Origin of the sequence: uncultured Parvibaculum sp., assembly GCF_963975745.1 — a bacterium.
Taxonomy (GTDB): Bacteria; Pseudomonadota; Alphaproteobacteria; order Parvibaculales; family Parvibaculaceae; genus Parvibaculum.
Genome location: NZ_CAXBIB010000023.1, coordinates 1 through 14763, shown reverse-complemented (window position 1 = coordinate 14763; position 14763 = coordinate 1). Strand labels below are relative to the sequence as shown.

The following is a 14763-nucleotide window of genomic DNA, read 5'->3' as shown; positions in this document are numbered from 1 at the left end:
CCCGAGAGCGCCCCGCCGGCGCGCCCGGGCGCCCGGCCGGGCCCGCGCCAGGGCGGGGATAAGGGCCACTTATCCCCATGTGGCAGAAAAACACGGAGCCCGCCCGACCTGTTGCCGCCCGGCATCAGCGGGGATAAGTGGCGATTACGTGAAATCATCGAGGAATTCGGAGGCCGGACCGACGCCGCTGACCAGCAGATGGTCGCGGGCGCGGGTGCAGGCGACATAGAGGAGATGACGTTCGGTGTCGTAGACCTCCCGCAAATCGGCATCGTCGGCGACGGTTTCGATCCGAGCCTGCAGCGGCAGGACCTCGTCGTCGCAGGCCATGACGGCGACGGCGCGGAACTCCAGACCCTTGGCGAGATGCATGGTGCCGATGGAGACATGACCGTTCATGGTCTCGACATGATCGTCGAGAATGCGAAAAGCGAAACCTGCTTGTTCTGCCGCTGCACGCGCACGGCCCAGTTCAGCGTCGGAACGGACGAAGATGCCGAACTCATGCGGCAGCACGCCCTCCCCCGCCTGCGCCGAAAGCCAGGCGACAACGCCGGCCGCCTCCTCGTCTTCGCTGGCGAAGGTGCGGATGTCGGGCGGCGGACCGTTGAAGACGGAAACCGTGTCGCTGCGATTCTCGATATTGCCGTCGACATCGCTGACCGCAGGCCCCAGCAGACGGTCGGCCTGCTGACGAATCTGGTGCGAGGTGCGGTAGTTGACGCGCAACGTCCGCGAGCGGCCGCGAATATCGACGCCGAGCGACTTCCAGGAAAAGGGCTGCTGGAAGATGCGCTGCCCGAGATCGCCGGCAAAGAAGAGCGCATTGGGCCGCTCGCCGCCCAGCGCGGCGAAAAAGCGGAGATGACTGACGGACAGGTCCTGCGCCTCGTCGGCGACGGCAAAATCGAAGACGACCTTGCCCTTCGCCGCAATCGCCTCGGCCAGCCGGCTGAAAAGCTCGGCATGGGTGATGAGCTGCCGCGTCTTCAACCCCGCCCGCGCCTGCTCGAAGATCGACCAGAGCACGCGGCGCTGCGCCTCCGGCAGCCGCGTCTTGCGGCCGAGCCGCGCCACGTCGCGATAGTCGTCCCAGTCCTGCAATTGCCAGGCATCAACGATCTGGTCCCATTCGGTGAGAAGGAAATGCGGGCTGAACCTGTGGCCCTCGACCGCCGCCGATGCTTCTTTCATCAGGTCGCGGAGTTCCGGCGCCTCGACCAGTGCCGCAGGCCCGATATGGGCCTTGTAGAGCCGGAGGCCGACCGCATTGAGCGAATGCACGTCGATCCGCTCGGCAAGACGCGGCTCGTTGCCGAGCAGGCGCTTCAGCTTGAGCTGCAGCGCATTGGCGAGTGTGTCGGAAAAGGTCGTGAGGAGCACGCGGGCATCCGGATGGCTCCGCGCCAGATGCGCCGCCCGGTGCAGCGCCACGATGGTCTTGCCGGTGCCGGCGGAACCCGAGACGCGGGCGGGGCCGGCATAATCGCGCTCGACCCATTGCCGCTGTTCGGGATGGAGGAAGATCGTCCATTTTTCCCAGGGGAAATCGAGCGCGCGCTGCAATTCCTCGACATTGGTCATGATCCGGAAGCGGCGCAACGCGTCGGGATGCTCGAAGGGGTCTGCCGCCACTTCGGCCGCCAGCGGTTCGGCGATGCGCGGCCTGCCGCCGGTGGCGAGTTCGAGCAGCGCCTCCGCCGCCTCGGCGGGCAGATGATCGGCAAGCGTCAGCAGCGTGTCTTCCGTCGCCTGACGAACATCGGCCAGCCATTCGGGCGGCACGCCCCAGGAGAGCAATTCGTCGTCGGAATGCGTGGCGAAAAGCAACGGGGCAGGCGCGGAAGGCGCCGCCGGTGCGGCGGCGATTTCGGCCTGAACATAGACCGGCACCAGCACTTCCTGCACCGTCTCGCGGATTTCAACCAGTTGCGCCGCGCCCGTCTTTGGATGGGTTTCGAGCTTGCGCCGTTCGGACCAGTCATAGGCCTTGTCGTGATGATCGACATAGCAGAGCAGCAGGCTGCCCGGCGTCCGGTGGACGATGATGCGGATGTCCCTGTTGACGCGCACCGACCAGAAATTCTTGTCCCTCGCCTTGTCGAGCTTGTGGAAGCTCAGACCCGGATTGGCTGGATTGAGCTGCAGGTCGAATGCCGTCATCTTGACGGCCTTCTGCTCGTCGCCGGTGAGGCGGGAGAGGCTGTCGGTGAATGTATCGGCGATGCGGAAGTCCATCACGCTTCGCCTCTTTCGCGTTTCCTAAATTTCTCGAAGTGGTGATGAACGACATCCGGATCAGGGCAATGCATGCAGGAAGATGGTAGCTTGACAAGCCGAGCGTCGTATTTCGCATAGCCCGTCTTTTCCAGCGTCTTGGAAATACGAACGAACAAGCGCTCGTCGATATACTCGAACGACAAGAGGTGCAAATCGAAGAGAGTGTGAAGATCGCTCTTCAACAAGATGGCATTTCGGAAGTCGTTTGTGGCCACCCCGAGATACGGGAAAATATGCGCCGCTTCGAGAACCGGCACGACCCCTGTGCGCGAGATGGCACAGCGACGTCCCCAAGCCTGCAAAACACCATCGCGAAAGGCGGCGGCCCCGTCGCGAACAACGCGCACTGAGTCGGCGCGTCGCCTTTCATCTACCGGGTCCGAAATGTCGAATGGCAGCTTGATCGATCTCGCGAGCGCCGTGTAAGGCGCAACGGCCGCATCGCGCATCCTGTCGAAACGCTCCAGCATAGGCACGAGCGGCTCCACAGCGACAATGTATCCTTCACTGTCCCGAACAAGCTCAATCTCCCGAGGACGGCGGTTATATAGAAATTTCACGCAACCCGCGTCTAGCGATCTGATGGTGTTGTCTTTTGTGCGGAATGCATAAGGAACAGGCCGCTCCAAAGCCAGATAAAGTCCGACCAGGTTCTTCTCGAAAAAATGTGTCCGAGCAGTTACGCCTTCTGCGGTGTCCAAAAGCTCTTTATAGAATTTCGGATTCTGTCCCTTCGAGAAGGGATGGCTTCCGCTGAATGCCGGAAGTTCTACGTTCAAGAGTTCCAATTTTTCCAGCGACGGCTGCACAACAACACCTTCCAGATGATTTCGCTCGCGCCCTTGTCCTGCTTATATAGCGGCAGATGGCCAAGCGAAATAAAACTTCCCGACATAGAATTCGTAATAAAGATATTCGAGGTCATTCTCCCAATCGCGAATTGCCGCCGCCATTCGTGAATCGCGACGCCTCTTGGCATTCCGCACGAGTGCCGCAATCGTCTCTGCCATTTTCTGCAGCCGTTGAACCGAACTCGGGTCTCCCCACTCATCCAGATACGGGCGCGGAAACACGGGCGGAATTTCGCCGAAGAACACTTCTCTCAAAATGCGCTCACGGATTCCCTGAGGCTCGCCGTCAATGCCCCCAACTTTGTAGCCCAGGAATTTCAGGGCTCCTTCCCTGATCCAATCCTCGGAATCAATTCCACCCGTTCCAGCACTCGCTTCTGTAGACGGCCATGCAAATATCTCATCGGGATTAGCAGGCATTCGACGTCGACGTTGCCAGTCGTCGCGAATTGCCACGAGCACCTTTTGAGCAAGATCATGCTGCCAGGACTTCTTGGGATCATTCAGGCTACGAATTGCGTTCCGCCATAGCTCGACGGTATCGCGTATCCTCATCGACGGAATTTTGTCCCTAACGTCCGCCATATCTCTGGCTATTAGCTCCTAGCGTCAAGCGGCGCGAAGTCGGAATTGCGTGTGGGGCTCAATTCCCATTTCGGAATCCTGCCGTTACCCCTTAGCGGCGTTTTCCACCAACCGTTGTCTTCGGAATATCCTTGGTTTGCTCCGGCATAGGTATTCAGGATTGGAAATTTTCCCCTGCCAGGAACCCCTTCATACTTTTCGGAAAAGTATTTCAACATGCAATATTCCACGTGCCTGTAGTAGCTGGCAGCCCCAGGCTTCGCGGGGCACGCCACATGGAAGTCGAAATCCGCGCCGGAAAGGCTTTGCATAAAATTGAAAAGGCTACGATTGAAGTGGCTTTTGAGACGGACGGAAAGATTCCCAAGGCCGATATAGATTACCTGGGAACGCTTCTTCCGGTAGCGTATCGATAGCGGATTCGACAGAGAGATTACGTAAACCCCTTTTTTGACACCCCATAGATCGAAGCCCTGCTCCTCGCTTGCGTTGTAGATTTCGGCCAGAGCTTCTTCAATGGCTCTGCGCTTCAATTCTTCCTGTACTGATTTTGAGTAATTGTCGTAAAGCGCCAACTGGAAGCCCGCTTTGCTGGCAAATGTCGCCAAGCTCTGGCCCTTTATCGTGTACCAGTGATTTTTCTTCATTCTCTCCCCCAAAGTTCAGTTTCACCCCACCCTGAACACCTTCATCACCTCGTCGCCGAGATGGTTGATGACCTTGACCGCGATGCGGCCGGATTTCGGTTTGTCGAAGGGGCGCGAGGTGTCGCTGTTGAGCGTGGCCCAGGCATCGGCGTCGATTTCGGCTTTCAGCGTCGTCTTCAGCGCGTTGTAGGGATCGTTGGCGCCGAGGAAATAGGCGTGGCGGACGAAGAAGCTTTCCTCGTTGTAGTCGGTGTCGACGAACCAGCAGGCGATGCCGTCAGCGCCGTCGCTGACGACTTCGCCGGTTTGCGGCTTGAAGACGTCGACGCCATTGACCTTGACGCGCATCCGTCCATCCTTCTCCTCGATGAGATCGATATCGGGCTCGCCGAAGATTACGAAGAGATTGCCCTTGCCGGTGTTCTTGAGGTCTTCGGCCATGTGGAGGTCGGCATTCATGCGCGCCTTCAGGACCGGCAGGCGACCGAGCTTGGCGAATTCGGTCGTATGCGCCTCGTAGTTGAAGGCGCAGGCGATCAGCACGTCGAAGCCGGCATCGCCCGCCTCGCGGGCGGCGGAAACGAGATCGGCGCGCTGCACCGTCCCGAATTCAGGCCCGATGAAGATCGCCGCTCTCTTCTCGGCCTCGCCTTCCATGTAGCGGCCTTCGGCGCAGACGAGATCACCCGGCCAGGGCGTGAGCGCAGTGAAGGTAATGCGGTCCTTCTTGTCCGCCTGCTGCACGCCGGCGGTTTTCAGATTTTCGAGGATCATCTGCGGGAAGGACTGTTTGGCGCCGTATTCGCCGCCTTCTTCCTTCATGCCGTCGATCAGCTCGTCATTCTCGTCGACGCCGAGAATGCGGTGCGGGCTGAGGCTCTCGACCGTGAAGGGTCCGGCAACGCGCACGGCCTTCCTGTTCTCGTAGGGCTTGTCATAGAGATATTCGAAGTCCGCCTTGGCGGCGATGGAGGCGTCGATCTCCTTCTGCCGGGCGATGCGGGCTTGCCACCAGTCGGCATGGAGCTTCCGCGCCTCTTCCGGCCAGGCCTTGCCCGCCTCGCGCGGGATTTCCCACTCTTCCCACTTCTCCTTCAGCGCGGCATTGAGTTGGCCACGCAGCGGCTCCAGCTTTTCCTGCCACTTCTCCCAGATGACATCGATCTCGGCATTGTTGGCGATGGATTTCAGCGTGATATGCGGCACGCGCTCATAGACGAAGCCATGGCGGATATCGCCGCGTACGGCGTTCGAACTCGGCGCTGTCTGTGTCGCCTCGCCTTCCTTCATCTGGCCTTCGCGGGAATCCGCCAGCAGGTAATAGGGATAGCGCGCACCCATGATACGGGCGCGCGCCAGCGCCAGCGCGACGCGCGATGTGTCGATGGTGATCCAGCGGCGGCCCCATTGTTCGGCGACAGTTGCCGTTGTGCCGGAACCACAGGTGGGATCGAGCACAAGGTCACCGGGGTCAGTGGCCATGAGGAGGCAACGTTGAATTAGCGTCGTGGGCGTTTGTACGACATAAACTTTTGGGTCAGCCCTGCTCTGAATACCTCCAATATCAGTCCAAGAGTTATTGATACCGGTCGCGCTGAAATCATCGAGATAACGGACGTAGGATAGACTGTTGCCGGTTAGCTCAACACGAGCCGCACAAAGCAAGCGCTGCATGCCAAGTTCGTTCGTCTTCCAACGCACCTTGATCGACGGCCGGATTTCTTGCCCCGCAATTCTAACCGGGAACCAAGAAGCCGCACCCTCGCCCTTATCTCTACCAACACTTTGGCTAGTAATGTTGTCTTGGCGGTAAACGCGGGCGGCGCTTGGTAGATCGACTTCCAATGTGCGCTCGGCGGGGGTCAGGCTCCGGGTTTCGAGGTTGGGAAGCCGCACTCTGCTATATTTATCAGCACCATCTTCTCCAAGACTCTTAGTCCCGAACAGCGGACGGTATTTTGTGCGTTCGGCATCCTTCGAGAACCACAAAACATGATCGACTACGCCACTCAGATAGACGCCTGTCGAACCACCAGATGTTTTTGTCGCGATCTGAGCGACAAAATTGTCCTCACCGAACACTTCTTCCAATAGCGCCCGCACCCGATGAACATTTTCGTCGCCGATCTGCACAAAAATAGAACCTGAATCTGTCAACAGATCACGCGCGACAGTCAGCCGATCACGCAGATAGGTCAGATAGGAATGGATGCCGTCGCGCCATGTGTCGCGGAAAGCTTTCACTTGTTCCGGCTCGCGCGTGATCTGGTCCGCCTTGCCGTCCTTCACATCGCGGCTCGTGGTGGACCACTGGAAGTTCGAATTGAACTTGATGCCGTAGGGCGGGTCGAGATAGATGCATTGCACCTTGCCCCGGAGCCCTTCGCGCTCGGCAAGGCTTGCCATGACCTGCAACGAGTCGCCGAGGATCATGCGGTTCGACCAGTTCTGGTCGTGCTGGTAGAACTCGGTCTTGTCGACGCCCTTGGGGATACCGTTGAAATCGGAAAAGAGGTCGGGCGTGATGTCGCCTTCCTCATGTGCGCGGGCTTTGGTTTCGCGCAGCAGATCGTCGATCAGCGCCTTGGGGTGGACCTTTTCCTGGATGTAGAGCGGCGGCGCATGGACGACGAGGTCGCTCCAGTCCTGCTCGTCCTTGCCACGCCAGACAAGCTGCGGGTCGAGATCGGTGTTGCGCGGATAGCGCAGCTGCTTCGGGTTCTGTTGCTCCTTTTCGAGCACCGACTGGAACTCCGCCGTCGGAATATTCTTCCGCTTCGCTTCTTCATGCGTCAGCGTTTCGACGGATTTCGGCTGTTTCGGTTTCTTCGCCATTGTTTCCTCAAGCCTTTTTCAGGCTGACCTTGTAGCGGTAGGGGCCCGTTTCCTCGACCAGAACCAAGTCTCCGGCTTCGGCGCCTGTCTTTTCGAAGAACTGCCTGATCCAGCCGCGCCCGCGAAAGAACTGCTTTTCGCCGTCGATATCCGTCAGCGTATCCATGCCGCCGCCCCAATCGATGCTGGCCTCCTTCGGCGCCCGCTCGTGACGGTTGGAACCGCCGATGAGGTCATCCGGGAAGCGGTGAACATGCCCGCGCAGATGGAAGTGGTTGTTCCTGATATTGCCGCCGGTGAGCTGCGTCTGCGCTATGAGGGCGCCAACAGCCGTCGGCGCCGGAGCAGGAGCGGCTGCCGGCATGGAAGCCGGAACAGGCGACACAGCGGGCCGGGGCGCTGCTTCCTTCGCCCGTGCCGGTGCTTCGCTCCGGACAACAGGCTGCTCCGCCAGCGGCTCTCCGAGTTGCCGGGCGATGGCGGCGCAGACTTCCGGCTCAAGCGTTACCCAGGTGACCGCACCAGAGGGGTGCCTGTAGGGGACCGGCTTTGCCAACGGGCGGACATCCGCGAGGACCCAGGGCGTGTTCCACTTCGCGACCTCGCCGGAGCGGATCATCTCCGATGGGATGCGATGTCTCGCGTGGGTCGCGATCATTTCCTCGGGGCTGAGCGGCGCATGCGCGTCGACAAGGTTTGCGACGCCCCAGACGGCGCCTGTTCCCTTGCGGATGAGCGCAAAAGGGCCGCGCACCGAGGTAGCGCTGGAGCGCATTTCCCAGGTCTTGTTTCCCTCGAGAATGTAGCCGATCCATGGATCGGCGATCACAAGCCCCCGCGACAGCACCACTACGCAACCTCCTTCACAACAGCATCAATCATCTTGTCGAACTCGGCCTTCACTTTCGCTTCGAAGTCCGACCCGATCTGCCAGACATCCGTGAACTCGGCGAAGGCCCAGCGGCCATAGGCGCCGAGATGGTTCACGCCCGGCACCCAATAGGTCTCCATAGTCGATTTCTTTTCCTTGGCGTCCTCGCGGCGATAGCCCTTGATCTCCACGATGAGGTTGAGGAGATCACCCGGTCCGTGCCCATCATCGACGCGGACGATGAAGTCCGGAATGTATTTCCGCATTTCGGAGCCGTAGCGGTAGGGCACTTCGAGGCCAAGATTGTGGTTCTTGGTATAGGCCACGACCTTTGGATGCGCCTCGGCGACGCGGCAGAACTCCGCCTCCCAATCGCTGTCGAGCACGACCCAGTTGACCTGGTTCTTCGGCGGAGGGCCGCCCGTGTCCCAGCGGTCCATGCGCGAGGTGTTAAAGCGTACATGGCGCGTGGAGCCGGCGGGGTTGTAGGCATCGAGCAATGCCTTGATCGGGCGCTCGCCGAGGAACTGCCGCGTGATGGCGGCGGTGATGCGGTTGCAGGCCATGTCGGCCAGCTCCTGATACATGAGCTGGGCCGGATAGGTCCCGCCCTTGCAGACGAGGCATGTATCGAGCCATTGCTTGGTGATGCGCTTCAACTGGCCGAAGAGATGCAGCTTCGGGTCTTCGCCCGGATCGCGCCATTTGGTGTAGAGCAAGCGCTGGGTGAGATTGAAGACAAGCGAGGACGGCCGCATGTCGCCCAGATGTTCGAGATTCATGTCGGCGCCTTCGCCGATGATGCCGGAATTGCGCGTGATCGAGGGACCGACGAGGTCCGGGCTCAGTTCCAGAATGGAGTCGTCATTGAAATCGGCCGCGAGACGTTCCTCCGGCAGTTCGACACGGTAACCTTCGACGCGGGGAAAGCGTATCTCCAGATGGTCGCGTTCCGGCCGGACGGCTTTCACCTGCACCGTCTCACGCGGCGGCTGCGGCGGGGCGATGACTGGCTTGGCCGTGAAGTCGAAGGGAATGCCAAAGACATCGGCATATTCGACATTGAAGAGGCCTTCCTCGTTGAGTTCGTAGGACTGGCGGCGCAGCGCGCGACCGATGACCTGTTCACAGAGAAGCTGGGTGCCGAAGGCACGGATGCCGAGCACATGGGTGACGGTGTTGGCATCCCAGCCTTCGGTGAGCATGGAAACGGAGACGACGCAACGAATGGCGCCGCCGAGCTGACCCTGCTTGCCGACGGTGTTCATCACCTCGCGCAGGAGTTCCTGGTCGGTGATGTTGTCGCCGGCGCGCGGGTCTCCCGAGCGTTCGACGATCTCGCGCCGAAAGCGCTCGATCTCGTCGGCGGCCATGGTACGGAAGTTGGCGTCCAGCGCATCGCCCGCTTCCAATTGCTCGCTGTCGATCAACAAGGTGTTGGGGCGCGCCAGCGGGTTGCCGGTCGTCTCATCGAAGTTACGGAAGAGCGCGAGGCGGCCGTTCACAAGCGTTTCGGTGCCGTCTTCATTCTTGCGGTTGAAGCCCGAGACGAAGTCGTAGACGAGTTTCGAAACGGCGGTGTTCTGGCAGACGATGATGAAGCAGGGCGGAACGCCGATGCCCTCCTTCTTCCAGAGATCGAAGGTCTTTTCGTAGTGGCCGTAAAGCGCTTCGAGCGCTGTTTGCAGGCGGGTCGGCAGCTTGAGCGGGTCGAGTTCGCCGCCCTGACCGCGACCCTTCTTCGGCATGTCCTTGCGGATGTTCTCCCAGAGATTGCGGAACATCGGCATTTCCTGGCCCGGAATATTCTCGGCGACGGGCACGCGAGGCAACTTCACGATGCCGCATTCGATGGCATCCATCAGCGAGAAGTCGCTCATGGTCCAGGGGAAGAGCGTGCCTTCCGCATAGCCAGAGCCGCGCAGGAAGAAGGGCGTGGCCGAAAGATCGATGACGCGGGCAAGCCCGAGCTTGCGGTTGACCGCTTCGAGGCCGGAAATCCAGAGGCGCGCGGCCTCGGCATTCTTTTCGGCTTCCTTCCGCTCGTCGCCCTTCAGATCCTCGTCGTCTTCCTCTTTCGGCTTTTCGCGGTAGCAGTGATGAGCCTCGTCGTTGATGACGAGGATGTTCTTCATGCCCATGAGGTCCGGCATGACGCGCTGGAGCATCTGGCCTTCGGTTTCGAGCGTCTCGATCTCCTCGCCGGTGCGGCCCTTGAGGAGCTGGCGGCCACCCTTGGAAATCTCCATGCGCTCGCGCAGCTTGAAGGCGTGATAATTGGTGATGACGATCTTGGCGCGCTGGATGTCTTCCAGCATGTCGTTCGGCACCAGTTCACGATCCTTGTAGTAGCTGTTCGGATCGTTGGGCTGGAGGACGCGGAGACGGTCCTTGATGGTGAGGCCCGGCGCGCAGACGAGAAAGCCGCGCGTGAAGCTCTTGCTGCCCGGGTGGCGCACCGCATTGACCGTCTGCCAGGCGATCAGCATGGCCATGACGGTGGTCTTGCCGGCGCCTGTGGCGAGCTTCAGCGCGAGGCGCATCAGCTCGGGATTGGCATCCTTGTTGGCGGCGGCCAGATGATCGAGCGCGCGCTTGCCGGTTTTCGACTGGGGCGCGACTTCGGTGAGCCAGATGGCGGTTTCGGCCGCCTCGACCTGGCAGAAGAAGGGGCGGACGCCCGAGAATTTGTGGTGGTGCCAGTGCTGCAGCAGGCGCGCGGTTTCGGGGGTGACCTGCCATTGGCTTTGCGGCAGCTCGCGCCAGCGGTCCACCAGCCCGCGCACCTCGTTGATGATCGAGGTCGGGTCATATTGCTGCTCGGCGCTGGAGAGGCCCTTGCCCTCGTTGAAGACGATTTCTTCCTGCTTTGCGGATTTGCTGCGCTTCTTGGGCTTGGGGATCGGCGTGATGAATTCGGCGCGGCGGCGCGAATCGACAATGAGCTGGGTCGGCTGGCCCTGCTCGTCCAGCTCCCAGTGGCGGGCCGGGATCTCGTAGGGCGAGTTGAGGATCGGGCGGTCGAAAAAGGGATTGGACATGGGTCTATGCCCCCTGCGGCAGGCGAATGCCCGGGCGCCGGGGCCCGCGTGAAATGCGGAGAAGCACTCCGCATGATGCGGATGGCCGGTTCGGCCGATGCCGCGTCTGTCTGGTGTCGATATCGATGATCCGCATACCCGCTCCCTGCCCTGCGGTCAGTTTGACCAATATGAGCACGGGCGCAACACCGGGCTCGGCTTCTGGGTTGCTTCGTCGCTTCGCTCCTCGCAACGACGGATATGGGCGGGCGCGCGCCCTTCGCTTCGCTCCGGGCGTTCGGCGCTCGAAAAGGTCCGCTGGACCTTTTCGTTTGCTTGCGCAAACCGCGCCTCACCCCGCTCACCACAGCTGCAGAAGCGCGATCGCGATGAAAAGCGCGCCGGCGCCGCCTTCGAGGCCGCGCATCGTCCGCGCGATCAGGGAAGGGCGGGCGGCGACCAGCCGCATGAGGCCCTGCCGCGCCAGGAGGCTGGCGCCGGCCACCGCCGACAGCGTCAGCGCCACGCCGGCCAGCATCACGGCGGCGAAGGCGAGGCCCGCTTCGGGCGCGCCGCGCGCAACGGCATAGGTCATCACGAAGAGCGTCAGCGGACAGGGAATGAGGCCGGCCACCAGGCCGACGCCGGCGCCTTCGGCCGAAGGGTGGCGGGCGCGCGGCGGAAAGGCGGCGCGCCACAGCATCCACAGCCCGATCAGCCCCAGAATGCCGCGGCTGAGATCTTCGAGCAGCGGCGCGCGGCCGGCGCTGCCCAGTGCCGCCGAGACCAGCGGCAGCGCCAGCAGCACGATCAGCACGGCCATGGCGACATGGGTCAGCGCCAGCACCAGCGCCGTCAGCAAGCCGCGCATGAGGCTCCCCGGCGCGCCGGCCAGATAGAGCGCCAGCACGGCCTTGCCATGGCCCGGCATCAGCGCATGCAGCGCGCCGAAGGCGATGCCGAGCGGGACGAAGCCTGCAAAGGCCAGCCCGCCGCCGCCCGCCGCAAAGGCGCGGATCTCGCCGGCCAGCACGCGGTAGATCTCCTGCTGATATGCCGCCAGTTCCTGAAACATCGCCGCAGTCTGCCCGATATCGGCGGCGGTGCAATGGCGGGGGCGCGCGCGGGGGGGAAGAGGGAGGCTGCGGGAAAGAGGGAGTTGCGGGGAAGCGGCTGCGGAAACGGAAAGTTCTCTTCTTCCCACCCTCCCCTCGGGGAGGGTCGAAAATTTGTGAGCGTCAGCGAACAAATTTCGGGGCGGGGGGTGAGGTGCGTCAGCGCACGCGCTGTCGTTTTCGATGCCGCCACCGCCGCGCCCCCGCCCCGAAAAATTCTTCGAATATTTCGACCCGCCCCCAGGGGCGGGTGGGAAGCAGGGAGTTGCGGCGGCGGAACGGGCGGCCCGCGGTCGGGCCTTAACATGTCGCCCGTCACATGTTCGAAAAATGCGATTTTTCTAACATGTCGCGCTGTCGGCGGCGCCGAGATAGCGCCAGGCGAGGGTCTGGCCGGCGAGGAAGGGCTGGAGCCGCGCGTCGCCGGCGGCGATTTCGGCGGGCACATCGAGAGGGGCGCGTTCGAGCGTGACGGTTCCGGCATTGAGCGGCAGGCCGTAGAAGCGCGGGCCGTGTTCGCTGGCGAAAGCTTCCAGCCGGTCGAGCGCGCCCTCTTCCTCGAAGACCGTCGCATAGGCTTCGAGCGCCACCGGCGCGTTGAAGATGCCGGCGCAGCCGCAGGCCGATTCCTTGTCGCCGATGGCATGCGGCGCCGAATCGGTGCCGAGGAAGAATTTCGGATTGCCCGAAACGGCGGCGCGGCGCAGCGCCAGCCGGTGGCGCTCGCGCTTGGCGACCGGCAGGCAATAGAGATGCGGCCGGATGCCGCCTTCGAACATCGCGTTGCGGTTGATCATCAGGTGATGCGGCGTGACGGTGGCGGCCAGGTTGGGCCCGGCCGCTTCGACGAAGGCGACCGCCTCCGCGGTGGTGATGTGTTCGAAGACGATCTTCAGGCCCGGGAAGTCGGCAACGATCTTCGTCAGCACGCGGTCGATGAAGACGGCTTCGCGGTCGAAAATGTCGACCTCGTGATCGGTGACCTCGCCATGGATCAAGAGCGGCATGCCGATGCGCTGCATGGTGTCGAAGACCGGCGCGAGGCGCGCCACGTCGCGCACGCCCTGGGCGGCATTGGTGGTGGCATGGGCCGGATAGAGCTTGGCGGCGGTGAAGACGCCTTCGGCGTGGCCGCGCTCGATTTCGGCAGGCGCCGTGTCGTCGGTCAGATAGGCGGTCATCAGCGGCGTGAAGCCGGGCGCGGCGGCAACGATCCGTTCGCGATAGGCGCGCGCCGCCGCGACGCTCACGACCGGCGGGGCGAGATTGGGCATCACGATCGCCCGGGCGAATTGCCGCGCCGTGTGGCCGGCCACCGCCTGCAGCATCGCGCCGTCGCGCAGATGCACATGCCAGTCGTCGGGCCGGCGCAAGCTCAGCCTCGTGCCGGGCGCCGCCGCCCCTTCCCGCTCGCCTGCCGGCATTCTGCCTCCCGCATCCGCCCGCGCCGCAAGGTGTGCGGGCCGCTTCGTCCGATTCCGGCCGCCATGATACAGAAATTCGCCGCCCGCGCGGGGTCACTCGAAAAAGGAAATGAAGACCACGAAGACGCCGAAGGCGACGATCGCCCAGGCGAGCCAGACCGTGCTCAAGGGAATGAGCGGCAGCAGGATCCGCACGTTGAAAAACGTCTCGAGCAGACGCAGCCAGTAGATGCCGGCAACGCCCGAGGCGATGATGACGAGGCCGGACGCCCAGACCACGCCGTCGATCAGCCCGCCCAGCGCGAAAACGAGCAGCAGAAAGACCGCGACGGGGCCGAGCGCGGCCAGCCCCGTGGCAAGAAACGGCCCGACACCCACAAGCGACAGCAGCATGTGGAGATAGTTCTCCTGCGCATGGGCGTCCTGTATGGCGGCGATGCGGGCCCGCTCGGCCTCGGCCGCCGCCGCGCCCTCGATGCGGCCTGTCGCGCTCGCCATGGCGCGCCCGCCGGCCGCGCCCACCTTGCGGCCGAGAAGCGTCAGATAGCGCAGCGCCAGCAAGACCGCCATCGCCGGCAGCAGCACATAGAGAATGCTCTGGTAAATCCCGATCGTGTCCCAGGACACCAGCAGCGCCGCAAGCGGCAGACCGAAGACCAGTCCGAATATGACGGCGAAGACGATGTTCTTTTGCATGGAGCCCCCCTTTGCGGCGGGCGCAACCTGCCACAGCGCATGACGGAACCGCAACCGCGTTTGCAGGCGAGGTCGGCCGCGATTCACGGGGCCGCCTTGCCTTGTCTTCATCGACCGCGGCCGCGGCAAAGGCAGCGGCAAGCACGCTCTTCCCACCCGCCCCTGGGGGGCGGGTCAAACGGTCGAAGACCGTTTGGGGCGGGGGCGCTGAAGCGAACAAAAAGGTCCGGTGGACCTTTTTGAACTCTGAACGAGGACATGCGGCGATGCCCGTCGCTTGCGCTCCGGGCGTTCGAAGCTCGGAAAGGCCCACCGGGCCTTTCCGGTTGCGTTCCGCAAATCGCTTCTCACCCCCGAAATTTGTTCGCTCGCGCTCACAAATTATCGACCCTCCCCCAAGGGATTCCTCTGCAAAAGAGAGTGGCATTTGGATTGTAGT

General features: G+C 62.4%; 10 protein-coding genes. All 10 read right to left on the bottom strand.

From position 1 onward, the window contains the following. Positions 1-144: 144 nt before the first annotated feature. On the bottom strand, positions 145-2238 hold the full coding sequence (locus tag AAC071_RS15185; protein WP_339834152.1) for a UvrD-helicase domain-containing protein: 2094 nt from the start codon (positions 2236-2238) through the stop codon (positions 145-147). After that, on the bottom strand, positions 2238-3089 hold the full coding sequence (locus AAC071_RS15180; RefSeq protein ID WP_339834150.1) for an HNH endonuclease: 852 nt from the start codon (positions 3087-3089) through the stop codon (positions 2238-2240). The genes AAC071_RS15185 and AAC071_RS15180 overlap by 1 nt, the downstream gene beginning before the upstream one ends. A gap of 42 nt (positions 3090-3131) precedes the next feature. Continuing rightward, the gene (locus AAC071_RS15175; RefSeq protein ID WP_339834148.1) at positions 3132-3686 is read right to left on the bottom strand and encodes a hypothetical protein; all 555 of its coding nucleotides are present in this window, start codon (positions 3684-3686) and stop codon (positions 3132-3134) included. Between the two features lie 41 nt (positions 3687-3727). Then, complete coding sequence (locus AAC071_RS15170) at positions 3728-4363, bottom strand: hypothetical protein (RefSeq protein WP_339834145.1); 636 nt, start codon at positions 4361-4363, stop codon at positions 3728-3730. Positions 4364-4384: 21 nt separating this feature from the next. Next, positions 4385-7198 (bottom strand): site-specific DNA-methyltransferase, encoded by a 2814-nt coding sequence (locus tag AAC071_RS15165; protein WP_339834142.1) that lies wholly within the window; start codon positions 7196-7198, stop codon positions 4385-4387. A 7-nt stretch (positions 7199-7205) separates the two neighbouring features. Beyond that, positions 7206-8048, bottom strand: a complete 843-nt coding sequence (locus AAC071_RS15160; RefSeq protein WP_339834139.1) for a hypothetical protein — start codon at positions 8046-8048, stop codon at positions 7206-7208. Continuing rightward, the gene (locus AAC071_RS15155; protein WP_339834136.1) at positions 8048-11110 is read right to left on the bottom strand and encodes a DEAD/DEAH box helicase family protein; all 3063 of its coding nucleotides are present in this window, start codon (positions 11108-11110) and stop codon (positions 8048-8050) included. The genes AAC071_RS15160 and AAC071_RS15155 overlap by 1 nt, the downstream gene beginning before the upstream one ends. Before the next feature lie 340 nt (positions 11111-11450). After that, positions 11451-12164, bottom strand: coding sequence for a sulfite exporter TauE/SafE family protein (locus tag AAC071_RS15150; RefSeq protein ID WP_339834133.1), 714 nt, complete (start codon positions 12162-12164; stop codon positions 11451-11453). 381 nt (positions 12165-12545) lie between these two features. Beyond that, entirely contained in the window at positions 12546-13628 is a 1083-nt protein-coding gene (gene pyrC, locus AAC071_RS15145; RefSeq protein WP_339834130.1) for a dihydroorotase, read from the bottom strand. A gap of 93 nt (positions 13629-13721) precedes the next feature. Then, positions 13722-14324: a hypothetical protein gene (locus AAC071_RS15140; protein WP_339834127.1), complete on the bottom strand. Its 603-nt coding sequence runs from the start codon at positions 14322-14324 to the stop codon at positions 13722-13724. Positions 14325-14763 lie beyond the last annotated feature (439 nt).